A 21,373-nucleotide genomic window follows, 5' to 3' on the forward strand; every position below is an offset into this window, starting at 1 on the left:
AGATGTATTCTCGTAGTTATTCTATAACCGGGGGAACCCGGAAGTAGGTCTCGTTTTTGTCAGGGGCATTGGCCAGGGCGCGATCATGGCCAATGGACGGGGTCACGCAGTCAGGACGGAAGGCATTCTCCATCGGTACCGCGTGGGAGGTGGGGGAGATGCCATCGGTATTCAGCTCGTTCAGGGTCTCGACATAGGCCAGAATTGCCTCCATCTGGCCGGTGAAGAGCTGCTTTTCGTCATCCCGCAGTGAAAGTCGGGCAAGCTTTGCCACATGTTCTATCTCGTGCTGATTGATACTCATGGTTGATTCCTTGCAAAAACGGCGGTAAAAGTTCTGTCTCTGTAGCACAGAACCCACTTTCCTGGCAACTGCGTTCGGGATGCGGGATATATTTTTTGCTTGACACTGTTTTGGTGGTCACGTATGGTACACCTCTTCGTAAAACTAAGGCGGCGCTACGACCCAGCTGTAAAGCTCGTCGAGACCGTGTGTGAGGTTCGTAATGAGAACAGAAGTTGCTAAAAAAGAAACCGTTAACCACCAGTGGTTTGTGGTTGATGCTGAAAATGTTGTGCTGGGTCGCCTGGCTACCCAGATTGCTAACGTACTGCGTGGTAAGCACAAGGCGATTTATACCCCCAGTGTAGACACCGGTGATTTTGTGGTGGTGCTGAATGCCGAGAAGATCGCTCTGACCGGTAATAAAGTTGCCGACAAGGTGTATTACAGCCACTCCGGTTTTCCCGGTGGTATCAAGTCCACTACCGCTGGTGAGCTGCTGGTTAAAAAGCCTGAAGAGCTGCTTCGCAAGGCTGTTAAGGGTATGCTGCCCAAGAACAAGCTGGCACGTCACATGCTGAAGAAGCTGAAAGTGTACAGTGGCAGCAGCCATCCCCATGAGGCACAGCAGCCAGCTCAGCTGTCCCTGTAACCGTACAGATTACACGTTTCATTTTTGAGGAGATAAAGATATGGCAGCAGTCAGCTTCTACGGCACTGGCAAAAGAAAAAGTTCGATAGCTCGCGTTTGGCTCAAGCCCGGCGCAGGTCGTATCGTTGTTAACAACAAGACCCTTGATGAGTACTTTGGTCGTGAAACCTCCAAGATGGTTGTTCGTCAGCCACTGGAACTGACCGAGAACGTCGGCAAGTTCGATGTATTCGTTAATGTTTGTGGTGGCGGTGACTCCGGTCAGGCCGGCGCTATCAAGCATGGCATTACCAAGGCGCTGCTTGAGGCTGATCCAGAACAACGTGCAGAGCTGAAGAAGGCTGGTTTTATTACCCGCGACTCACGGGTTAAGGAGCGGAAGAAGTACGGTCGCAAGGCTGCACGCGCCCGCTTCCAGTTCTCCAAGCGCTAATCGGATACTGGTTATACACTGCAAGGTGTGCTACACGGGGGGAGATCCGCAAGGATCTTCCCCCTTTTGTATTGCATCTGCCTGAGAGGTCATCATGGACCGTACCCTGCTGAAGACATTGTCTGCCTTTGTCGCTATCCTGCTTGGTATCTACCTGCTGGGCAAGATCCTGCTACCGTTTTTATCCCCCATTGCCTGGGCCTTGATCATCGGTATCATAACCTTTCCGGCCTATCGCCGCCTGCTTGGGCTTTTGAAACAGCGGGAGGGGTGGGCAGCAGGATTGATGACCCTGGCGGTTATGCTGATCTTTGTCCTGCCGGTGATCAGCCTGCTCTCGGTCCTGGCGCAGGAAGTTGCCCAGGTCTATCAGTTTGTAAGCAGTTCATTAACCAGTGGTGGTGCAGACAAGCTGCTCCAGCAGTGGTCGGCTCAGCCTCAGTTAGCCCCTTACGTGGCTAAACTAAAGTCTTTGATCGGTAGTAGCAGCTTTAATCTAACTGATAGTGTCATGGCCAATTCCAAGGAGGGACTGGCAAAGCTGCTTGGCTTTCTGACCTCTATCTTGGCAAACTCATTCAGTTTTCTTATGGATATGGTCTTTATGCTGTTTATTCTGTTTTTTGTCTATCTTGATGGTGAACGGGCCCTGGTTTGGTTACATAGAAGGCTACCTATGGAGAGTGGCCTGCAGGAAAAGCTGTCCAGGGTAGTGCGGGATGTGCTGTCCGGCTTTATCTTTGGTACGTTGTTGACCTGTCTAGTGCAGGGGATTCTGGCTGGGGCAGCCTATCTACTGTTCGGTATTCCGTCTCCGCTGTTACTTGCAGTGTTAACCGCCATTGGCGGCTTGATTCCGGTGGTGGGTACGGCCATTATCTGGCTGCCAGCTGCCCTGTATCTCTACCTGCAAGGATCAGCAGTCAAGGCTATTATACTTATTTTGTGGGGTTTTCTTGCCGTCGGTATGTCAGATAACGTGGTTAAGCCGATCTTTATGAGCAGCCGGGTCACGTTGCCAATATTACCGATCATGCTCGGGGCTTTTGGAGGTCTGGCAGCCTTCGGGGTGCTGGGTGCCATCTTTGGCCCACTGCTGTTGGCCATTCTGTATGAACTGTATGTGATTGAACCGGTGCCCACTGCTGCGGCTCCGTATGTTTCTGAATCGGGAGAATAGTACCATGTTGAATGTTGCGATTGTCGGAGCCAGTGGATATACCGGCCTTGAATTGATCCGTCTGCTGGATCGTCATCCCGGTGTGGTGATCAGTTGTGTTACCTCTGAACAGAGTGCCGGTAAACGGATTTCTGAGATCTTTCCGACCCTGCGGGGACGTTGCGACCTGATTCTGGAACCATTGGATCCGGCAGCCATTACAGCCAAGGCTGATCTGATCTTTACTGCCCTGCCACATCAGGCTGCCATGAAGGTGGTGCCTGACTTTCTGGCAGCTGGCAAGAAGGTGGTCGACTTGTCAGCCGATTATCGTCTGCATGATCCAGCGGTTTACGGCGCCTGGTATGAACCCCACCTGAACCCTGAACTGTTGCCGGAAGCGATCTTCGGTCTGCCTGAACTGCGTCGCGAGAGCATCAAACAGGCGCGGTTGGTGGCCAATCCCGGCTGTTATCCCACCAGTGTGATCCTGGGCCTGAAGCCACTGCTGGAAAACGGTCTGATTGACATAACCACCATTATTGCTGATTCCAAATCCGGTACCAGTGGAGCCGGACGCAGTGCCAAGGTTGATTCACTCTACTGTGAGGTCAACGATTCCTTTAAGGCCTATGGCGTGGGTGGTGCCCACCGTCATACCCCCGAGATCGAGCAGGAACTGTCTGAACTTGCCGGTAAACTGGTTACTATTACCTTTACGCCTCATCTGGTGCCGATGGATCGAGGTATCCTTTCCACCATCTATGCCACACCAACCAGAACGGTGACGACTGATGAACTGGTAGCACTCTATGCTGATACCTACAAGGATGAGCCGTTTGTGCGTCCGCTAGCCAAGGGGCAGTTTCCTGCTACTGCCTTTGTGCGGGGCTCAAACTTCTGTGATATCGGCATCACCCTGGACAGCCGAGCCAATCGGATTGTGGTGGTCTCGGCCATTGATAACCTGGTCAAAGGGGCATCCGGTCAGGCGATCCAGAACATGAACCTGATCAGCGGATTTTCTGAAACCGCCGGGTTGGAAGGGCTTGCGATCTTCCCTTGAGCCGTCACCTGCCAATAACGTTGGATGAAGCCCGCGGTCGTGGCTGGCATGAGCTGGACATTGTTCTGGTGACCGGCGATGCCTATATTGACCACCCGGCCTTTGGTGTGCCACTTTTAGGACGTTGGTTGGAGTCCCATGGCTTCAGGGTTGGCATCATTGCGCAGCCTGATTGGCGGTCAAAAGAGCCGTTTATGGCCTTGGGACGTCCCCGTCTGTTCTTTGGCGTATCAGCCGGTGCCATGGACTCGATGGTGGCTCACTACACCCCCCGCAAGAAGCTGCGTCACGATGATGCCTACACCCCGGGCGGCAAGTACGGCGCTCGCCCTAACCGGGCGGCACTTAGCTATACCTCTCGCCTCAAAGAGGCGTATCGGGATGTGCCGGTGGTGTTGGGCGGCATAGAGGCCTCGTTACGTCGGCTTGCCCACTATGATTACTGGGACGACAAGGTGCGGCGCTCTATTCTTCTAGATGCCAAGGCCGATCTGGTGGTGTATGGCATGGCAGAACAGCCGCTGCTTGAGCTTGCCAGGCGGATGAAGGGTGGGGAGCCACTTGAGCAGATCCGTGATCTGCGAGGCTCGGTCTATGCTGCCAAACAATTGCCTGAAAACTGTGTTGAGCTACCATCCTTTGAACAGGTGAGTGGTTCAAAAGAGATCTATCTGGAGGCGTTTCGTCAGGCAGAGTCTGAACAGAACCCCTATTGTGGCAAGACATTGGTGCAGGCCCATGCTGAACGTTTCGTGGTCTGTAATCCGCCTGCATTGCCGCTGACAACCGCAGAGCTTGATGCGGTCTATGCCCTGCCATTCAGCCGTGAACCGCATCCTTCCTACCGTGAATCAATTCCTGCCTTTGAGCAGATCAAGACATCGCTGACCAGCCATCGTGGTTGCTATGGCGGCTGCTCTTTTTGCGCCATCAGCTCACATCAGGGCAAATTTATCCAGTCACGATCTACTGGTTCGGTGACTGCAGAACTGCAGATCCTGACTAAAAAGCCCTGGTTTCGTGGTACGATCAGTGATCTGGGCGGCCCGACAGCCAATATGTACGGTACCTGCTGTGGTGCACCTGATGGTGGCAACAGTTGCAGGAGACCCAGTTGCCTGCATCCCAAGCCCTGTCCAAACCTGAAGGCTGATGATCGTCCTGCAGTGGCCCTGCTGCGCAAAGCATCCGGTTGCAGCGGTGTGCGGACCCTGACGGTTACCTCGGGTATTCGTAATGATCTTCTGGAGCTGCAGCCTGAGTACTGTAAAGCGTTGATTGAACAGCATGTTGGTGGCCTTTTAAAGGTTGCACCGGAGCATCTGGTGGATGCCGTTACCACGCTGATGCGTAAGCCTGGCAAAGCGCTGTTCGCCCGCTTCCTTGAGCGTTTCAGAGATGAAAGTCGCAAGGCAGGCAAGGTTCAGGCGGTGGTGCCCTACCTGATGTCAGGCCACCCCGGCTGCCGGGTGGATGAGATGGTGCTGCTGCTGAAGGAGTTGCAGCGTTTAAAGCTTAAAGTTGAGCAAGTACAGGAGTTTACTCCCACGCCTGGTACGGCTGCCACCTGTATGTACTACACCGGACTGGATCCGGACAGCGGCAAGCCGGTCTATGTTGCTCGAACTGATCGGGAGAAGATCCTGCAGAAGTCGATCCTGCTCTGGCACCTGCCTGAGGAACGGCAACGTGTGGTTAAGTTGCTGCGGGAATTGGGGCGGGCAGATCTGCTCAGGCTGCTTGATGAAGGACAGCAATCCGGCGGGGGGCAGCAACAGCGCCAGAGAAAAGGGCCTCAGAAAAAAAGAACGGCCCGCTGATTGCTCAACGGGCCGTTCTGGTTGGTTTGTGTCTGGAATTTACTTCAGTTTTACAATGTTTGCAGCCTGCAGACCTTTCGGACCCTGAACAATGTCAAAACTTACAGACTCACCCTCAGCCAGGGACTTGAATCCCTCGCTTTGAATAGCTGAGAAGTGCGCGAAAACATCCTCGCCGCCTTCTTGCTCGATAAAGCCAAACCCCTTGGTGTCGTTAAACCACTTGACCTTGCCTTGAGCCATCTTTTACTTCCTCCTTCGTGTGTTGCCGGACAGCGCCGGATCAAAAAGATTTCTAAGTTTCCGGAGCTGTTGCAGGAGTGTCGCCAAGCAAGGCCAATCCAGCGGGTGCTTCGTGAGTACTGCTGTCACGTCCGAAACTTATCGCTGCGTCCCTGTAGCATAACACGATGTGGCTGTCAAGATAATTGAGCTGGCTACATTTTTAGTTCGTTACTCTTGGCCTGTAATTTCTTGACCAGTTCAGCGTAGCCATTGGTGGAAATAATCTTGTTAAACTGGGTGCGGTAGTTGGATACCAGGCTGACCCCTTCAATCACCACGTCATACACCATCCAGCTGCCGTTTCCATGTTTCATAAGCTTGTAATCAAGGGTGTACTCATCCTGCTTCGGGGTGATGACCTTGGATTTTACCTCAGCAAAATCGCCGTCAAGGGTCTCTTTGGTGTAGACAATTTTTTCATTGTTATAAGACTCAATCTTGCCGGCATAGGAGTTTTCCAGCAGGGTGGCAAACAGATCAACAAACTGCTTTTTTTCAGCGGGTGTGCGTTGATTCCAATGTTTACCAAGGGTCCGCTTAGCCATCTCCTGGCTGTCAAAAATAGTGGCAATTGATTTCTTTATGGCCGTACGCCGCCGTTGTTCATTGCTTTTCTTTTTTAACTCTTTATCGGTCACGATATGGATGACATCGTTAACTGTCTTTTTGATGGTGTCAGTTACCGAAGCAAAGGCGGTGGTGGCAACAAAAAGGCAGAGGATTGCAAGCAGAGCTATACGTTTCAACATTGATTGGACTCCTTGTGGGCAGTTAAATTATTTGCTGGATGCGACCGGAGTATCACCCATTGCGTACTCGAGATTGGCCTTGGCCATGTTGTAGTCAAAGATTGCCTGATAGTGGGCAGCCTTCATCTTGCCATAGATGCCAACGGCATCAAAGACATCACGGGGGTTGCCGATGCCAAAATCAAAGTTTGCCAGTGCTGCAGCTCCCCATTTCTTGGCGCTTTGGAATGCGTTCTGGGTGATCGTGACATTCTTTTTTGCCTCCTGCATCTCTAACCAGGCCTTTTGCGTCTGCAAGGGGATATAGCTGTCGGCGTAGGACTTGGTGCTGGAAAGGCGGTTAAGTTGGGCCTGCTCGGCGGCAACCTTTGCGGAGGTAATGCCGAAATCAAGGTGCCATTTCAGTCCCAGTGCCACACCGCCGTAAGTGTGTTGAAAGGTGTCGCTGATGTAGGGGTTTTTGATCCGGTCCCGGTTGTCTGCATAGGCCCAGGAAACCATGCCGGCCAGAAAAACATCCGGGTAGTAGTTTGCCTTGGCTGCCTCGACCAAGGCCGTGCGAGCTGCCATTCCTTCTTTCAGTTGCTTGAATTCAGGCCGCTGTGTCCTTGCTCTCTCAATAACACCGTTCAGTTCAGGGATAGTGTCGTTTGGTAACTCCAGTCGCTCCGTTGCAACACTAACATCAACGTTATCAGCCAGGCCCAGTCTGGCTTTCAAGGCCGCAGTAGCCAGGCGCTCGCCTTTTAATGCCTCTTCCATATATTTGTTGATCTCGCCGGCGTAGGCGTCAATCTTGTAGAGGTCCATCGGGTCGCCGGAATCAGACTCTTTGTCAATCAGCTCCTGAATCTTCTGTTTCCCCTGCTGCATATATTGCTGTAGCTCAGTAAGAACGCCCTGGGTTTCACGGGCCAGCAGCACGCTGTAGTAGTACTTCTTGACCTCAAGGGCAACTTCACTCCCCTTTTGCTGCTTTTTCGCCTTGTCAACTTCAGTGCCATGGGTTGCAGCCTTCATGTTTTCACTGATCTTGCCAAAGGTCCAGAGTGGCTGGGTTACCAGCAGATCGGTGCTGGCAAACCAGGTCAGGTCCTTGATGGAAAAGCTTTTATTGGTGTTGATCGGGTTGAGGTCTTCCTTATGAGCGCCTGGTGCTGGTCCAAAAAGTGACATGACGTTGATCTGTGGGTAGCGATATGATTTTGCTTCATCAAGTTTACTGCTGGTGAGGGCAAGGTCAGCCTGGGCCTCGCCGATTTCAGGGGCTGCCTGCAGGGCTGTGCTGATGCAGGACTCAAGATCCAGCACCAGGGTGGTATGGCCAGGGCTGCCAGCCAGGGCGGGTGAAGCCGCCAGGATAGTCGTGAGTAACGCAGTCAGCGGAAGCTGTGTAAACCGTTTCATTGTTCTCTATGCTCCTAATCCACTTTACCGTGGATAAATTTACTTACCAGCTCTTCGATATCAATGGCAGATTCTGTTTCCCGGATTTTGCCGCCATTTTTTAACAGTTGGTCAGAGCCGCCAGGCTTCAGTTTAATGAATTTGTCACCTATAATGCCGCTGGTTCGTACTGAAGCGATCACATCATCAGTTATTTTGATGCCGTCTTTGATCTTCATGGTTACTTCAGCCTGATCGCCACTGGCATTTGAAAGGCCGATCCGCTCAACCGTACCAACTTCAACGCCAGCCAGTTCAATCCGCGCGCCAGGTTTTAGTCCTGATACCGAGTCAAATCGTGCTGAAATACGGTAGTTGTTGCTACCAATCAGCTCCATTTTGCCCAGTTTGATGGACAGGTAGCCCAGGCAGAGGATGCCGATCAGCATGAAGATACCAACGGTCAGTTCAAGTTTTGCACTGTTCATAAGTTATGCTACTCCGCTATTGATCGGGCCATCAAGGCTGCCGCTGATGAATTGACGTACAACCGGGTGATCAGAGTTTTGAATCTCTTCTGGTGTACCAAACTGCAGGATTTCACCATGGTACAGCATGGCAATATGGTGTGCTACCTCAAAGATATCAGGGATGTCGTGGGAAACAATGACAGCGGTAAAACCGAATTTCTCCTGAGTTTCCTTGATCAGTTGATGAATCGCACGCCGGATGACCGGATCAAGTCCTGTGGTTGGCTCATCAAACAGCACAATCTGTGGCTGTAAAAGCAAGGCACGTGCCAGCCCAACCCGCTTTTTCATCCCGCCGGAAAGTTCGTCAGGATATTTATGATTCACCTTCTTCAGGCCAACCTCCTGCAGGGCTATGGCCACTCGTTCTTCGATCTCGCTCCGGCTTAAGGATGTTTTTTCCTCCAGCGGAAAGGCGACATTTTCATAGACGGTCATGGAGTCAAACAGTGCTGCATTTTGAAACACCATGGCAAATTTTTCCCGCACCTGATTGAGCTGTGAGCGGCGTAGCCCCACGATGCTCTTGCCATCCACCAGTACATCACCCTGATCAGGTTGCAGCAGCCCGATCATATGCTTTAACAGCACACTCTTGCCCTCGCCGCTGGGGCCGATCACGGCGGTGGTCTTGCCAACCGGGATGGTGAGGTTCAGGCCGTTCAAGACGGTCTGGCTGCCAAAGCTTTTATGGATATTGATAAGTTCGATCATAGTAGTATTGAGGTCAGGAAGTAGTCCCAAACCAGGATCAGGACGGAGGTGAGTACCACTGATTCTGTGGTTGCCTTGGAGACCCCTTCGGCACCGTGTCCAGCGTAATAGCCTTTGTAGCAACCGATCCAGGCGATAATGATGCCGAAGGAGTACGATTTCACGAACCCTGAATAGACGTCCTTCCACTCGACAGCTTTATACATTTCGCTGAAGTAGGCTCCGGGGTTGACTCCCAGCAGCTTAACGCCCACTACCCAGCCACCATAAATCCCAACCACGTCAAAAATAGCGCAGAGCAGCGGCATTGAGATCATGGCAGCAATAAATTTTGGCGATATCAGATATTTGTAGGGATCAAGCGCCATGGTTTCCATGGCATCGATCTGTTCGCTGATCCGCATGATGCCGATTTCAGCGGTAATGGCCGAGCCTGCCCGACCGGTTACCATCAGGGCAGAGAGAACCGGCCCCAGCTCACGGATCAGTGACAGGGCAACGGCGGTGCCCAGCATCCCTTCAGAACCGAATTTGGTTAGGGTGTAGTACCCTTGCAGCCCCAGTACCATGCCGGTAAACGCGGCTGTCAGCACAATCACAAACAGGGATTTTGTGCCGATAAAGTTGACCTGCTTCAGAATATGTACCGGCCGACCGGGACGGCGCAGGATGGAGTACAGGGCATAGGCCAGAAACTGGCCGCAATTGCCCAGTTCTTGCAGCTGCTTAATGGTCCCGCGACCTATTGCCCGTAAAAAATTGGTCATCTGCTGTGTTGGATACCTTTAGTCTGATTTAAGCGACTGGATACTATAGAGGGAAGTTACGGCGTTGTAAAGTAATAGGATTATAGCTCTTTAAGTTTTCCGTTTGATGAGATCAAAAAACAGTGTCCACGCCAGTTGACGCGATTTCCGGCAAAGGCCAGCAGCCAGGTGCCAAAGGCCAGCAGATCCCTCAGGGGGAGCAGCCAGGCCCAGCCAGGCAGCAGATTGTCGCGGAGGTACCGGCGACTGAAGAGCGAGGTCACTGTCAGACGGATAAGATAGAACAGGCAGATGGCAGACAGAGCCTGGAGAGGCGGTCCGATAAGGAAGGCGGCAACAATTGCCAGGCCCGGCAAGGTAATGCCGGAGGCCAGGTAGCCACCAGGACGGCTGACCCGCATGGTACGGGCCCAGCGCAGCTGGCGGGAAAAGATGGTGACCGGGCTTTCAGGTTTCAGCATGCTTTCCACAAACTGATGATCCAACTTCAGTTGCCAGCCAGCGCGATGGATCTGATTGCCCAGCTGGTAGTCATCTGCCAGATAGTCCACCAATGCTTCCAGGCCGCCGATATCCTGTAGCGCCTGTCTGCGGAAGGTCATGGCTGCCCCCAGGGCAAAGGAGAGCCCCTCCAGTTTCAGCGCGGTCACCACATTAGGAACCATCTCAGAGGTAAAGGCCAGTGCCTCAAAGGCGGTGACGGCACCATGCACGGTTGAGCTGCGGTAGGGGGAGGTGACCAGGCCGACTTCCGGTGTGGAGAAATGGGCAGTGACGGATTGCAGAAATGTCGGTTCCACCCTGATGTCGCTATCGCAGATCATCAGCAGGTCATGCCTTGCCCTGGGAAAGGCGTTGATCAGGTTTGAGACCTTGTAATTAGGGCCGTGGATGGTCGGGTCAATATTCAGGCTGATGTCGTGGTGGGGGAAATCAGCCATCAGCTGTTGGATGACCTCAACAGCGGGATCGTCGGCAGCGGCCACGCAAAAGATCAACTGCAGCGGTGCAGCGTAGTCCTGTCTGCAGAAGGAGGCAAAGTTTTCATAACTGCCTTCATCCATCCCTTTGACCGGCTTCAGGATTGAGATCGCCGTGTCCTGTTGTTTGGCTGGAACGCCTTGATCCTTAAAAAATTGCCAGCCGCACCACAGCGTGAGCAGTGAATAAATGCTGGCAGGTAGAATGGCGATAAACGGCAGCAGATTAGCGGACATCAGAGGGCCTTCCATCTTGAATCAGCAGGCAGAATGGTGCATCAGAGGTTACATTCAGCTGTCCCATCCGCCAGACAAAATAGCTGCGGGAGGAGAGAGACGTTGCCCATTCCTGTACTGCGGCTGCCTCTTGGTCTCCACCCGCATGGCCTGGGTAGCAGGTGATCAGCACCAGCCCTGCCGGTGCCAGCAACTGTAACGATGCTTCGAGGGCGGTCAGGGTGGTGGTGGTGCAGGTGGCAACCTCCCGGGGGGCACCTGGTAGCCAGCCCAGATTAAAGATAACCCCATGCAGTGGTGGCTCCACCAGATCCAGCATCCGTTCATGGCCTACATGCAACAGGGATACCCGTTGCTGCAGGTTTAGTTCTGCCAGGCGTTGGGCTGTGCGGTTCAGGGCTTCCTGCTGGATGTCAAAGGCCCAGACATGTCCCGTTTCTCCAACTAGATCGGCCAATAGAAGGGTGTCCTTGCCATTGCCGCAGGTGGCATCAGCGACCCGGTTGCCGGGTTGGATGAAGCGGCGCAGCAGCAGATGGCTGAGCGGGACCGGTCCGCGCAGGGCAGGGTATGGGGACAGATGATCTGACATGGGCAGGCAGGGTAGCAAACTCATCGGGCAGCTGCCAACAGGTTTATTTGCGATTTAAGCGTGCTTCGTGGTAGAGAGGGCTATGATCAAGATATTCAGTGTGTCATCAACTATGGCAGGCCAGCGCCTTGACGAAGTCCTGGCGCAGTTGGCAGGAATCAGCAAGGGTGAGGCTCGGCGGATCATTGACCGGGGCGGCTGTGCGGTCAACCAGTCCATGGTGCGGGTGGCTTCCCGCGGCATGAAGGCCGAAGATCAGCTGACAGTTGGTTTTATGGAGCAGGGCCGGTTTAAGGATTTGGTGCTGCCGCCTGAAGCGATCGTCTATCAGGATAAGGATCTGCTGGCAGTCAATAAGCCATCCGGGGTTGCCAGTCAGCGCACCCCTTATCAGCTGAAAGGGACGCTGGAGTACTGGGTTGCCGAAGAGTTTGCCCGTCAGGGGATTAAGGAACCGGTGCGGGTGGTGCATCGGCTTGACCGGGGTACCTCGGGGCTGATGCTGTTTCCCAAGCATCGTCAGGCAGCAGCATGGCTCTCGGAGCTGTTCAAGCAGGGCGACATTCATAAGCGCTATCTAGCCTTAGTTGCCGGTGAGTCTGCTGAACAGCGTTGGTCAGCAGATGGACCGATCGGTAAGTTGGGCAGTGCGCGGTGGGGGATCATGCCTGAAGGCCGGGCAGCCCTGACCGATTTTCGTCTGCTGAGTCAGGCAGACGGGCTGGCACTGGTTGAGGCGTTCCCGCGCACTGGTCGTACACACCAGATTCGGGTTCACCTCTCTGCAGCCGGCCTGCCGATTGTGGGTGATACAACCTACGGTGGATTGGTGTCTGAAAGACTCATGCTGCACTGTGTCGGGTTGCGGTTTGCCGGACGGAACGGGCAGCCCTGTAGCCTGGAGGCGCTGCCGGATTGCTCGTTTATTGCGCGGTGTGGTCTGTGCTGGGACACCGCGCTTACATCATAAAAAGTTCTTTGCAGGCTCCACTGCTTTATGGTAGGGTTCCGAACTCGCACCTGACTCGTTCAATTCCAAATTTCCTCAGATCGAACAATAGGTTATGTCAAAAATTATCTGCATTGCAAATCAGAAAGGTGGTGTGGGCAAGACCACCACCGCCATCAACCTCGCTGCTGCGCTGGCTGCTGCTGAGCGGCCAACTCTGCTGGTGGATATTGATCCCCAGGGTAACGCAACCAGTGGTGTTGGAGTTGATAAGACCCAGCTGCAGCACTCGGTCTATGATCTGCTGATTAACGACGCAGAGCCAGCTTCGCTGGTGGTTGATACCGGTCACCCCTATCTGCATATCCTGCCGGCCACCGCTGATCTTGCCGGTGCGGAGCTGGAACTGGCCACCGAGAGCGGGCGTGAGCAGAAGTTAAAGAACGCCTTGTCGCTGTTGCAGGATCGCTACCAGTATATCCTGATTGATTGTCCGCCATCTTTGAGTCTTTTGACCGTAAACGCCATGACCGCTGCCGATACGGTTTTAATTCCCCTGCAATGCGAATTTTACGCGATGGAAGGGCTGTCTCAAATCCTTAATACCATCCGTCTGGTGCAAAAAGGTTTGAATCCCCGCATTACGATTGAGGGTATCTTGTTGACCATGGCTGATGCCCGTAACCGCTTGTCCAAGGATGTGGAGGATGAGATCAGGACTCACTTCCCCAAAGAGGCATTTGAGGTGGTAATACCCCGTAACGTCCGGCTTTCAGAGGCTCCCAGCCATGGTAAGCCGATCATTTATTATGATATTACCTCCAAAGGTGCCACTGCCTATCTGCAGCTGGCCCGTGAGCTGATTCAGCGGGAGGTTGCCAATGCTTAAAAAAGGTGGTTTGGGCAGGGGGATGGCGGCACTGTTGCCGGTGATGTCGGTTGCTGAAGATAAAAACTATTTCCTCTGTCCAATCGAGCAGATCAGGCCTAATCGCAATCAGCCCCGCAAGCAGTTTACTGCCGATAAGCTGGAGGAGTTGGCCTCCTCAATCCGCGAAAAAGGGATTATTCAGCCGCTGGTGGTCACCAAGAAGGATGGCTACTACGAGATCATTGCCGGTGAGCGTCGTTGGCGCGCTTCGCAAAAGGCCGGGCTACGCGAACTGCCGGTGGTGATTCGTGAGGCCAGCGAAGATGCGGTCATGGAGCTGGCCCTGATTGAAAACATCCAGCGTGAAGATCTGAACGCCATTGAAGAGGCCCAGGCCTACAAATCACTGGTGGAGCATTTCGGTATCTCCCAGGATGAGGTGGCAAAACGGGTTGGTAAAAATCGTACAACGGTCACCAATGCGTTGCGTCTGCTGCGCTTGCCGGATGAAATTCAGAAGGATGTGGTTGAAGAGCGGCTTTCCATGGGACATGCCCGGGCATTGCTGGGGCTTGACAGTGAAGAGCTGATTCAAAAGGCACGCCATGAAATCCTGCACAGGATGCTGAGTGTCAGGGCCACGGAAGAGCTGGTTAACAAGCTTAAGCGGGGCACGCGGGTTGTTCAGAAGCCTGCCCGTCAGCCTGACCTTCTGATGGTTTCTCTGGAGGAGCAGCTGCAGAAACAGTTCCAGACCAGGATCGCCATTCGTCGTAACAGTGGTGGAAAAGGTGCGCTGGAAATACACTTCAATTCATCGGATGAACTGACCCGCATTATTGACCTGTTGCAGTCGTAACCCGTTGCTACAACAAAAAAACAGCTTTTTTTGATTGACAGTCTGTGTTTAACCATGATAGCTAACCAACGTTTACGCCTGACCACTCAGTCAGGCATGTTTTTGTGGGATACAGTATACAATTCACCGTAGGTTAAGGGGTAGGCCGTGATCAATCTCGATCTCGCATTTGCTGTCCAGATTGTAAACTTCGGACTTCTGGTTCTTGTTCTGAATATCTTTCTGTACAAGCCGATCAGGGCACTGCTGGCCCAGCGTCGGCAGGAGATCCAGTCTGCCCGTGAGCGTGCAGTCTCTGTGGATCAGCAGGTGCAGGAAAAAGTAGCTCAGTACGAGGCTCGTCTGCGTGATGCCAAAGCTGAAGTCGGCGCCAAGCGGGCTGAACTGGTGAAAGAAGCTCAGGCAGAAGAGGCGTCGTTGCTGGACAAGGCACGCCAGGATGCTGCGGCATCAATCGCTTCGATTCGTGAGCGGGTAGCCAAAGAGTCTGCCGAGGCACGCACCCTGCTGCAAAAGCAGGTGGACGTCCTGTCTGGCGATATTTGTGAGAAAATTCTGGGGAGGAGTCTGTAAGCCCATGCTGATTCAGAATGATCGCCGTATGCAAAGAATCCTCTCCGGTCTGGCTGTTGTTGTCGCCATCCTGGTTCCAGTGCTGGCCATTGCTTCAGGCGGTGGTGAGCATCATGCTGATAGCGGTGCACAGCTGAAAGACTTTGGCTGGCGGGTAGTCGATTTTGCGCTGCTTGTTGGTATCATGGTCTGGGCCTTGAAAAAGGCTAATGTAAAAGGCTCGTTGGCTGAGCGTCAGCAGCAGATTGAAAAAAATCTTCGTGAGGCTGCTGAGGCTCGTGAAGCTGCTGAGGCCAAGCTGAAAGAATATACTGACAAGCTTGAAAAGGCTAATCAGGAGATTGATGCACTGCGTGCCGCCATGTTGAAGGAGGCAGAGTCCGAGAAGCAGCGTATTGTTGCTGAAGCTCAGGCTGCTGCTGCCAAGGTTGCGGTGCAGGCTGCTCAGGCTGCTGATCAAGAGGTCTTGAAGGCTCGCACAGAACTGCGTGTAGAGGCTGCCCGGCTTGCGGTTGAACTGGCCGGAGGTAAACTTGGTGGTGCCGTGCAGAAGGCTGATCATGACCGCTTTGTACAGGATTACCTTGGGAAGGTGGTGCAACTGTGATCAATAACGCCATTGCCAGACGGTATGCCAAGGCGCTGGTCCAGCTTGGCTCGGAAAAAGATTTGATTGATCGTTTCAGTCAGGAGCTGAAGGTGGTAGACGGGGTGTTTGCTGGTAGTTCAGAACTGCGAGCAGCCTTTGGTAATCCTGCCTTTACTGCTGATCAAAAGAAGCAGATCATGCGTGACCTGATTGCACGTATGCAATGCTCGGAGCTGGTGGCAAACTTCCTGTTGCTGCTGGTGGATAAAAACCGGGTTGCCTGTCTGTCGCAAATTGTTGAGACCTATGAGAAGCTGGCTGATGAACAGTCCGGTGTCATTCGTCCGGTAATTACGACTGCCTTTGCATTGGATGATACCCAGATCAATGCCATTAAAGGTGCGCTAGAGCAGAAGACCGGTAAGAAGGTAGTGCCACAGGTACAAGTTGACCAATCTCTGATCGGTGGTGTTGTTACCCAGATCGGCGATATCGCCTATGATAGCAGTGTTAAAACTCAGTTAGCACGGATTCACGATATACTACAGAAGGGGTAAACGCTTCTATGGAACTCAGAGCCGAAGAAATTAGCGAAATCATCAAGAAACAGATCAACGAGTATGGCAAAGAGGTAGAGGTATCGGAGACCGGTACCATTATCTCCATCGGAGACGGTATTGCCCGTATCCATGGCCTGGCTGGCGCCATGGCCGGTGAGCTGCTGGAATTCCCCGGCGGCGTATCCGGTATGGTTCTCAACCTTGAGGAAGATAACGTCGGTGCCGCTATTCTTGGTGAATTTGCCGAGATCAAAGAAGGCGATACGGTTAAACGTACCGGCCGGATTACCGAGGTACCGGTTGGTGATGCACTGATAGGCCGCGTTGTTAACGCCATTGGTCAGCCAATTGACGGCAAAGGTCCGATCAACACCAGCACCTTCAGCAAGGTAGAGATCAAGGCACCTGGTATTGTTGCCCGTAAATCGGTTCATCAGCCGATGGCTACCGGCCTCAAGGCGATTGACTCCATGGTTCCAATCGGTCGTGGTCAGCGGGAGTTGATCATTGGTGACCGTCAGACCGGTAAGACCGCTGTAGCCATTGACACCATCATCAACCAGAAGGGTGGCGATGTTGTCTGTATCTATGTTGCCATCGGCCAGAAGCGTTCAACCGTTGCACAGGTTGTTTCCAAGCTGACCGAGCACGGCGCAATGGATTACACCATTGTTGTTGCCGCCACCGCTTCCGAGTCCGCACCGCTGCAGTTCATCGCACCGTACACCGGCGTAACCATGGGTGAGTACTTCCGCGATAACAAGAAGCATGCTCTGATCATCTATGATGACCTTTCCAAGCAAGCTGTTGCTTATCGTCAGCTTTCCCTGCTGCTCCGTCGTCCGCCAGGTCGTGAAGCATATCCTGGTGACGTTTTCTATCTGCACAGTCGTCTGCTGGAACGCGCCTGTAAGCTGTCCGATGAGTGCGGTGCCGGTTCTCTGACCGCCCTGCCTATCATTGAGACCCAGGCAGGTGACGTTTCCGCTTACATCCCGACCAACGTAATTTCCATTACTGACGGTCAGATTTATCTTGAATCAGACCTGTTCTTCTCCGGCGTACGTCCGGCGATCAACGTCGGTCTGTCGGTTTCACGGGTTGGTGGTTCTGCACAGACCAAGTCGATGAAGCAGGTTGCCGGTACACTGCGTCTTAACCTGGCTCAGTACCGTGAGATGGCTGCCTTTGCCCAGTTCGGTTCCGACCTTGACCGCGCTACCCAGCTGCAGCTTGCCCGTGGTGAGCGTCTGGTTGAGATCCTTAAGCAGCCTCAATATCGTCCAATTCCGAACGAGAAGCAGGTTCTGGTTATCTTTGCCGCCAACAACGGCTACCTGGATGACTATGCAGTATCAGCACTGAAGCGTTATGAAGTTGAAATGTACGCATTCTTTGATAACCGTCAGGCAGATGTACTCGCTGAATTGCGTGACAAGCAGGCAATCGGTGATGACCTGAAGGCCAAGCTGGTTAGTGCCCTTGATCAGTTCAAGAAGGAATTTACCGCTTAAACAAGGACGGTTTGAGACATGGCGAGCCTTAAAAGCATTAAAAAACGGATTGTATCCGTAAAAAATACGCGCCAGATAACCAAAGCCATGAAGATGGTTTCGGCTGCCAAACTGCGCCGCGCACAGGAGAACGTGGTAGCTGCACGTCCCTATGCCCAGAAGATGGGAGAAGTGCTGCAGTCTTTGGCCGGTAACCTGGAAGGTGATTTGCATCCCCTTCTGGAAAAGCGCGATGCAAAAAAACTGCTTCTGATCGTTGTAACTTCTGACAGAGGTCTCTGTGGTGGTTTTAACTCAAACCTCTGCAAGGCTGGTGAGCGTTACATTAAAGAGAAACAGGCCGAGTTTGAGCAGATCTCGATCATGACGGTTGGCCGTAAAGGGTATGAATTTCTGAAAAACCGTCATACGGTTTACAAAAATTTCTCAAACATCCTTTCCAAGCCTAACTATCAGACAGCAGCAATGCTTGCTCAGGATGTGATCGAGGGCTATCTCTCGGAAGAGTATGATCAGGTTGTCATGCTGTTCAACTCTTTCCGTACCGTTATGACCCAGGATATTACCTTCCAGCAGCTGCTGCCGATTGAACCTGAAGAAAAGGCTACGGTTGATGAAGTCGGTGTTGAGTTTATCTATGAGCCATCAGTTAGCGACCTGCTGACTGAAATATTGCCAAAGAATATAGAAGTACAGATCTTCAAGGCGATGCTTGAGTCGGTGGCTGGTGAGCATGGCGCTCGTATGACCGCCATGGACAGTGCATCAAAGAACGCCTCAGAGATGATTGGCAAGCTGACCCTGCAGTACAACCGTGCGCGTCAGGCTGCCATTACCACCGAGCTGATGGAAATCATCTCAGGCGCTGAATCGATTAAGGGATAATTACAAACGAATCACTATATGAGGCCCCAGGGCCGCAGGAGGACATGGTTCCATGAGTCAAAATATCGGTAAAATTTCACAGGTTATCGGCGCAGTTATTGACGTCGAGTTTGAGCCCGGTAAGTTGCCGGAGATTTATCACGCCCTGAGAGTAACCAATCCGGCCATTGATGACCGTGAGAACAACCTGGTGCTTGAAGTTGCACAGCATCTGGGTGAGAACTCTGTTCGTACCATCGCCATGGATTCCACCGACGGTCTCAAGCGTGGCCAGGCTGTAATCGATACCGGCAAGCAGATTTGCGCACCGGTTGGCCGCAAGACCCTGGGCCGGATCATGAACGTTATCGGTGAGCCTGTTGATGAAATGGGCCCGATCGGCAATGAAAAAGAGTACGGTATCCACCGTGAAGCACCAGCCTTTGAAGACCAGTCTACCAAGGTTGAGGCCTTTACCACCGGTATCAAGGTTGTTGACCTGCTTGCTCCCTATGCTCGGGGCGGTAAGATCGGTCTGTTCGGTGGTGCCGGCGTTGGCAAGACCGTTCTGATTATGGAGCTGATCAACAACATCGCCAAGCAGCACGGTGGTTATTCCGTGTTCGCCGGTGTTGGTGAGCGGACTCGTGAAGGTAACGACCTCTGGATGGAAATGAAAGAGTCCGGCGTTCTTGATAAAGCCGCTCTGGTGTACGGCCAGATGAACGAGCCCCCAGGTGCCCGTGCACGGGTTGCTCTGACCGCTCTGTCTGTTGCTGAATATTTCCGTGATGAAGAGAACCAGGACGTACTTCTGTTCATTGATAACATCTTCCGCTTTACCCAGGCCGGTTCCGAAGTTTCCGCCCTTCTTGGCCGAATTCCTTCTGCGGTTGGTTACCAGCCTACGCTGGCAACTGAAATGGGTGAATTGCAAGAGCGTATTACCTCAACCAAGAAGGGTTCCATTACCTCGGTTCAGGCTATCTACGTTCCTGCTGACGACTTGACTGACCCCGCTCCTGCAACGGCTTTTGCTCACTTGGACGCAACAACCGTTCTTTCCCGTCAGATTGCAGAACTTGGTATTTACCCTGCAGTGGATCCGCTGGACTCCACCTCACGGATTCTGGATCCACAGGTAATCGGTGATGAGCATTATGCAGTAGCCCGTTCCGTACAGTACGTGCTGCAGAAGTACAAGGATCTTCAGGATATCATCGCCATCCTTGGTATGGACGAACTGTCCGAAGAGGATAAGCTGGTTGTTGCCCGTGCCCGTAAGATTCAGCGCTTCCTGTCCCAGCCATTCCACGTTGCTGAGGCATTTACCGGCTCACCAGGCAAGTACGTTGAACTGAAAGATACCATCAAAGGCTTCCAGGAGATCGTTGCCGGTAAGCACGACAACCTTCCTGAGCAGGCCTTCTACATGGTCGGTTCCATTGAAGAGGCGATTGAAAAAGCCGCTAAACTGGCAGCTGTATAATTTATTACCTGGCAGGGCAGAACCTCTGTCCCAACGGAGCTCCATACAATGGCTGAAAAGATGAAGCTTGAAATAGTCACACCATACAGCAAGGTGCTGGATGAGCTGGTGGATGAAGTGACCGCAACCGGTAAAATGGGTGAGTTTGGCGTACTGCCGGGTCATGCACCCTTTCTGACCTCACTTAATATCGGTGAGCTTTGCTACAAAAAAGATGGTGTTGCTGTCAGCATGGCTCTTAACTGGGGCTACTTCGAGGTTCAGGATGATAAGATTATTGTCCTGGTGGAAACTGCCGAGCGCTCTGACGAGATCGATCTTGAGCGTGCCAAAGCTGCTCTTGGCCGCGCAGAGGATGCCCTTAAGAAGCTGACAGCAGAGGACAAGCAGTTCAAAGTATACGAAGCTGCGCTGGAACGTGCATTGATTCGGATGCAGGTAGCCGGCAAGGCTGCACGCAAGTAACACAGCTAACACAACCGAGGAATACAGGAGCGGCAGCAATGTCGCTCCTTTTTTATTGCCATGACCACTAAACGCTATACAACCTTTACAGAAGAGCTGCGGCACCAATTCGGCTGCCGGGTGCAGCGGGTTTCCCTGGATGCAGGTTTTAGCTGTCCCAATCGTGATGGCAGCCTGGGAACAGGTGGTTGTACCTTCTGTGGAGATCGTGGAGCTGCGGCGGTAGGTGTTCCTACTGAACTGCCGTTACAGCAGCAGTTGCAGAAGAGCAAAGCGTATCTGGTTAAAAAGTTCAGGGCTGAAAAGTTTCTGGCCTACTTTCAGGCCTACAGTAACACCTATGCAGCAGCAGATGAGTTGCGGCAGCTGTATGAAACCGCCCTGTCCGACAAAGACATTGTCGGGCTGATTATCGGCACTCGACCTGATTGCCTGCCTGATACTGTGTTGGACCTGCTTGCTGAGCTTAACCAGCGGACCTATCTCTGGCTTGAACTGGGGATGCAGACCATGCATGATCAGACCCTGCAGGCGATCAACCGTGGGCATGATCACGCCTGCTTTGTAGAGGCGGTCAAGCGTTGTAAGCAGAAGGGATTACGCATCTGTGCCCATCTGATACTGGGGCTGCCCGGTGAATCACGGGACCAGATGCTGGCATCGGTGGAGGAGTTGAATCGCCTCGGTGTTGATGGCGTTAAGCTGCACCATCTACATGTATTAAAAGGCAGTCTGCTGGAGGAACAGTACAGAAGCGGAGCACTACAACTGATGGACCGTGATGCCTACGTTACGCTGCTGGTGGATGCACTGGAACTGCTTGATCCTAGAATTCTGATTCATCGCCTGATGGGGGATGGTCGCACTGAGCTTGTTGCGCCGGACTGGTCACGCCGTAAATTGGAAGTCCTGAATTGTATTGATGCAGAGCTTGTAAAAAGAGACAGCCGGCAGGGCTGCCGGCTGTCAGAAAAACATCTATAGTCG

At 52.9% G+C, this 21,373-nt stretch carries 25 protein-coding genes; 16 read left to right on the top strand and 9 right to left on the bottom strand.

Annotated features, from left to right (window positions below):
• Positions 1-16: 16 nt before the first annotated feature.
• Positions 17-304 (bottom strand): Asp-tRNA(Asn)/Glu-tRNA(Gln) amidotransferase subunit GatC, encoded by a 288-nt coding sequence (gene gatC / locus B5D39_RS05355; RefSeq protein ID WP_078789371.1) that lies wholly within the window; start codon positions 302-304, stop codon positions 17-19.
• A gap of 202 nt (positions 305-506) precedes the next feature.
• Here gatC and rplM point away from each other — a divergent pair, with 202 nt between their 5' ends.
• The 5 genes from rplM (at position 507) to B5D39_RS05380 (ending at position 5,413) form a co-directional block, all read left to right on the top strand.
• Positions 507-935, top strand: coding sequence for a 50S ribosomal protein L13 (gene rplM / locus B5D39_RS05360; protein WP_078789372.1), 429 nt, complete (start codon positions 507-509; stop codon positions 933-935).
• A 40-nt stretch (positions 936-975) separates the two neighbouring features.
• Positions 976-1,368, top strand: coding sequence for a 30S ribosomal protein S9 (gene rpsI, locus B5D39_RS05365; protein WP_078789373.1), 393 nt, complete (start codon positions 976-978; stop codon positions 1,366-1,368).
• Between the two features lie 94 nt (positions 1,369-1,462).
• Complete coding sequence (locus B5D39_RS05370; RefSeq protein ID WP_078789374.1) at positions 1,463-2,548, top strand: AI-2E family transporter; 1,086 nt, start codon at positions 1,463-1,465, stop codon at positions 2,546-2,548.
• Between the two features lie 4 nt (positions 2,549-2,552).
• Positions 2,553-3,593: an N-acetyl-gamma-glutamyl-phosphate reductase gene (gene argC / locus B5D39_RS05375; RefSeq protein WP_078789375.1), complete on the top strand. Its 1,041-nt coding sequence runs from the start codon at positions 2,553-2,555 to the stop codon at positions 3,591-3,593.
• On the top strand, positions 3,590-5,413 hold the full coding sequence (locus B5D39_RS05380) for a YgiQ family radical SAM protein (RefSeq protein WP_078789376.1): 1,824 nt from the start codon (positions 3,590-3,592) through the stop codon (positions 5,411-5,413). The genes argC and B5D39_RS05380 overlap by 4 nt, the downstream gene beginning before the upstream one ends.
• Positions 5,414-5,452: 39 nt before the next feature.
• Here the strand turns inward: B5D39_RS05380 and B5D39_RS05385 are convergent, their stop codons facing one another.
• The 8 genes from B5D39_RS05385 to mnmM all read right to left on the bottom strand — a co-directional run bounded on the left by B5D39_RS05385 (position 5,453) and on the right by mnmM (position 11,653).
• Positions 5,453-5,656, bottom strand: coding sequence for a cold-shock protein (locus B5D39_RS05385; protein WP_012471216.1), 204 nt, complete (start codon positions 5,654-5,656; stop codon positions 5,453-5,455).
• Positions 5,657-5,850: 194 nt separating this feature from the next.
• Positions 5,851-6,447: an MlaC/ttg2D family ABC transporter substrate-binding protein gene (locus tag B5D39_RS05390; RefSeq protein WP_139366684.1), complete on the bottom strand. Its 597-nt coding sequence runs from the start codon at positions 6,445-6,447 to the stop codon at positions 5,851-5,853.
• 27 nt (positions 6,448-6,474) lie between these two features.
• Positions 6,475-7,854, bottom strand: coding sequence for a TolC family protein (locus B5D39_RS05395; protein ID WP_078789377.1), 1,380 nt, complete (start codon positions 7,852-7,854; stop codon positions 6,475-6,477).
• Between the two features lie 14 nt (positions 7,855-7,868).
• On the bottom strand, positions 7,869-8,321 hold the full coding sequence (gene mlaD, locus B5D39_RS05400) for an outer membrane lipid asymmetry maintenance protein MlaD (protein ID WP_078789378.1): 453 nt from the start codon (positions 8,319-8,321) through the stop codon (positions 7,869-7,871).
• Between the two features lie 3 nt (positions 8,322-8,324).
• Entirely contained in the window at positions 8,325-9,077 is a 753-nt protein-coding gene (locus B5D39_RS05405) for an ABC transporter ATP-binding protein (RefSeq protein ID WP_078789379.1), read from the bottom strand.
• Positions 9,074-9,844, bottom strand: coding sequence for an MlaE family ABC transporter permease (locus B5D39_RS05410; RefSeq protein ID WP_078789380.1), 771 nt, complete (start codon positions 9,842-9,844; stop codon positions 9,074-9,076). Before B5D39_RS05410 ends, B5D39_RS05405 begins: the two co-directional genes overlap by 4 nt.
• An 80-nt stretch (positions 9,845-9,924) precedes the next feature.
• Positions 9,925-11,061 carry a bacteriohopanetetrol glucosamine biosynthesis glycosyltransferase HpnI gene (gene hpnI / locus B5D39_RS05415; protein WP_078789381.1) on the bottom strand — a complete coding sequence of 379 codons (1,137 nt, stop codon included), beginning with the start codon at positions 11,059-11,061 and terminating at the stop codon, positions 9,925-9,927.
• A complete protein-coding gene (mnmM, locus tag B5D39_RS05420; protein ID WP_078789476.1) occupies positions 11,051-11,653 on the bottom strand; it encodes a tRNA 5-(aminomethyl)-2-thiouridylate-methyltransferase MnmM in 603 nt (200 codons plus the stop codon). Before mnmM ends, hpnI begins: the two co-directional genes overlap by 11 nt.
• A gap of 82 nt (positions 11,654-11,735) precedes the next feature.
• On the opposite strand from mnmM, the gene B5D39_RS05425 reads away from it, so the two are divergent.
• The 11 genes from B5D39_RS05425 (at position 11,736) to mnmL (ending at position 21,370) form a co-directional block, all read left to right on the top strand.
• A complete protein-coding gene (locus B5D39_RS05425; RefSeq protein WP_078789382.1) occupies positions 11,736-12,623 on the top strand; it encodes an RluA family pseudouridine synthase in 888 nt (295 codons plus the stop codon).
• A gap of 94 nt (positions 12,624-12,717) precedes the next feature.
• A complete protein-coding gene (locus tag B5D39_RS05430; RefSeq protein WP_078789383.1) occupies positions 12,718-13,491 on the top strand; it encodes a ParA family protein in 774 nt (257 codons plus the stop codon).
• Entirely contained in the window at positions 13,484-14,332 is an 849-nt protein-coding gene (locus B5D39_RS05435; protein ID WP_078789384.1) for a ParB/RepB/Spo0J family partition protein, read from the top strand. Before B5D39_RS05430 ends, B5D39_RS05435 begins: the two co-directional genes overlap by 8 nt.
• A gap of 147 nt (positions 14,333-14,479) precedes the next feature.
• On the top strand, positions 14,480-14,905 hold the full coding sequence (locus tag B5D39_RS05440) for an ATP synthase F0 subunit B (RefSeq protein WP_078789385.1): 426 nt from the start codon (positions 14,480-14,482) through the stop codon (positions 14,903-14,905).
• Between the two features lie 28 nt (positions 14,906-14,933).
• A complete protein-coding gene (locus tag B5D39_RS05445; protein WP_425274627.1) occupies positions 14,934-15,512 on the top strand; it encodes a F0F1 ATP synthase subunit B family protein in 579 nt (192 codons plus the stop codon).
• Entirely contained in the window at positions 15,509-16,051 is a 543-nt protein-coding gene (locus B5D39_RS05450) for a F0F1 ATP synthase subunit delta (protein WP_078789387.1), read from the top strand. The genes B5D39_RS05445 and B5D39_RS05450 overlap by 4 nt, the downstream gene beginning before the upstream one ends.
• A gap of 8 nt (positions 16,052-16,059) precedes the next feature.
• Complete coding sequence (gene atpA, locus B5D39_RS05455) at positions 16,060-17,568, top strand: F0F1 ATP synthase subunit alpha (RefSeq protein ID WP_078789388.1); 1,509 nt, start codon at positions 16,060-16,062, stop codon at positions 17,566-17,568.
• Positions 17,569-17,586: 18 nt separating this feature from the next.
• Positions 17,587-18,453 (top strand): ATP synthase F1 subunit gamma, encoded by an 867-nt coding sequence (gene atpG, locus B5D39_RS05460; RefSeq protein WP_078789389.1) that lies wholly within the window; start codon positions 17,587-17,589, stop codon positions 18,451-18,453.
• Positions 18,454-18,505: 52 nt separating this feature from the next.
• Positions 18,506-19,921, top strand: coding sequence for a F0F1 ATP synthase subunit beta (gene atpD / locus B5D39_RS05465; RefSeq protein ID WP_078789390.1), 1,416 nt, complete (start codon positions 18,506-18,508; stop codon positions 19,919-19,921).
• 48 nt (positions 19,922-19,969) lie between these two features.
• Positions 19,970-20,386 carry a F0F1 ATP synthase subunit epsilon gene (locus B5D39_RS05470; protein WP_078789391.1) on the top strand — a complete coding sequence of 139 codons (417 nt, stop codon included), beginning with the start codon at positions 19,970-19,972 and terminating at the stop codon, positions 20,384-20,386.
• A 60-nt stretch (positions 20,387-20,446) separates the two neighbouring features.
• The gene (gene mnmL / locus B5D39_RS05475) at positions 20,447-21,370 is read left to right on the top strand and encodes a tRNA modification radical SAM protein MnmL/YtqA (protein WP_078789392.1); all 924 of its coding nucleotides are present in this window, start codon (positions 20,447-20,449) and stop codon (positions 21,368-21,370) included.
• The last annotated feature ends 3 nt before the right edge of the window (positions 21,371-21,373 follow it).

The organism is Trichlorobacter thiogenes (genome assembly GCF_900167465.1).
Classification (GTDB): Bacteria; Desulfobacterota; Desulfuromonadia; order Geobacterales; family Pseudopelobacteraceae; genus Trichlorobacter; species Trichlorobacter thiogenes.

What these genes read in the sequence shown, in the direction of transcription:
- gatC (WP_078789371.1), bottom strand. Translation starts at nt 304, where the DNA reads ATGAGTATCAATCAGCACGAGATAGAACATGTGGCAAAGCTTGCCCGA.
- rplM (WP_078789372.1), top strand. Translation starts at nt 507, where the DNA reads ATGAGAACAGAAGTTGCTAAAAAAGAAACCGTTAACCACCAGTGGTTT.
- rpsI (WP_078789373.1), top strand. Translation starts at nt 976, where the DNA reads ATGGCAGCAGTCAGCTTCTACGGCACTGGCAAAAGAAAAAGTTCGATA.
- B5D39_RS05370 (WP_078789374.1), top strand. Translation starts at nt 1,463, where the DNA reads ATGGACCGTACCCTGCTGAAGACATTGTCTGCCTTTGTCGCTATCCTG.
- argC (WP_078789375.1), top strand. Translation starts at nt 2,553, where the DNA reads ATGTTGAATGTTGCGATTGTCGGAGCCAGTGGATATACCGGCCTTGAA.
- B5D39_RS05385 (WP_012471216.1), bottom strand. Translation starts at nt 5,656, where the DNA reads ATGGCTCAAGGCAAGGTCAAGTGGTTTAACGACACCAAGGGGTTTGGC.
- B5D39_RS05390 (WP_139366684.1), bottom strand. Translation starts at nt 6,447, where the DNA reads ATGTTGAAACGTATAGCTCTGCTTGCAATCCTCTGCCTTTTTGTTGCC.
- B5D39_RS05395 (WP_078789377.1), bottom strand. Translation starts at nt 7,854, where the DNA reads ATGAAACGGTTTACACAGCTTCCGCTGACTGCGTTACTCACGACTATC.
- mlaD (WP_078789378.1), bottom strand. Translation starts at nt 8,321, where the DNA reads ATGAACAGTGCAAAACTTGAACTGACCGTTGGTATCTTCATGCTGATC.
- B5D39_RS05405 (WP_078789379.1), bottom strand. Translation starts at nt 9,077, where the DNA reads ATGATCGAACTTATCAATATCCATAAAAGCTTTGGCAGCCAGACCGTC.
- B5D39_RS05410 (WP_078789380.1), bottom strand. Translation starts at nt 9,844, where the DNA reads ATGACCAATTTTTTACGGGCAATAGGTCGCGGGACCATTAAGCAGCTG.
- hpnI (WP_078789381.1), bottom strand. Translation starts at nt 11,061, where the DNA reads ATGTCCGCTAATCTGCTGCCGTTTATCGCCATTCTACCTGCCAGCATT.
- mnmM (WP_078789476.1), bottom strand. Translation starts at nt 11,653, where the DNA reads ATGTCAGATCATCTGTCCCCATACCCTGCCCTGCGCGGACCGGTCCCG.
- B5D39_RS05425 (WP_078789382.1), top strand. Translation starts at nt 11,736, where the DNA reads ATGATCAAGATATTCAGTGTGTCATCAACTATGGCAGGCCAGCGCCTT.
- B5D39_RS05430 (WP_078789383.1), top strand. Translation starts at nt 12,718, where the DNA reads ATGTCAAAAATTATCTGCATTGCAAATCAGAAAGGTGGTGTGGGCAAG.
- B5D39_RS05435 (WP_078789384.1), top strand. Translation starts at nt 13,484, where the DNA reads ATGCTTAAAAAAGGTGGTTTGGGCAGGGGGATGGCGGCACTGTTGCCG.
- B5D39_RS05445 (WP_425274627.1), top strand. Translation starts at nt 14,934, where the DNA reads ATGCAAAGAATCCTCTCCGGTCTGGCTGTTGTTGTCGCCATCCTGGTT.
- atpA (WP_078789388.1), top strand. Translation starts at nt 16,060, where the DNA reads ATGGAACTCAGAGCCGAAGAAATTAGCGAAATCATCAAGAAACAGATC.
- atpG (WP_078789389.1), top strand. Translation starts at nt 17,587, where the DNA reads ATGGCGAGCCTTAAAAGCATTAAAAAACGGATTGTATCCGTAAAAAAT.
- atpD (WP_078789390.1), top strand. Translation starts at nt 18,506, where the DNA reads ATGAGTCAAAATATCGGTAAAATTTCACAGGTTATCGGCGCAGTTATT.
- B5D39_RS05470 (WP_078789391.1), top strand. Translation starts at nt 19,970, where the DNA reads ATGGCTGAAAAGATGAAGCTTGAAATAGTCACACCATACAGCAAGGTG.
- mnmL (WP_078789392.1), top strand. Translation starts at nt 20,447, where the DNA reads ATGACCACTAAACGCTATACAACCTTTACAGAAGAGCTGCGGCACCAA.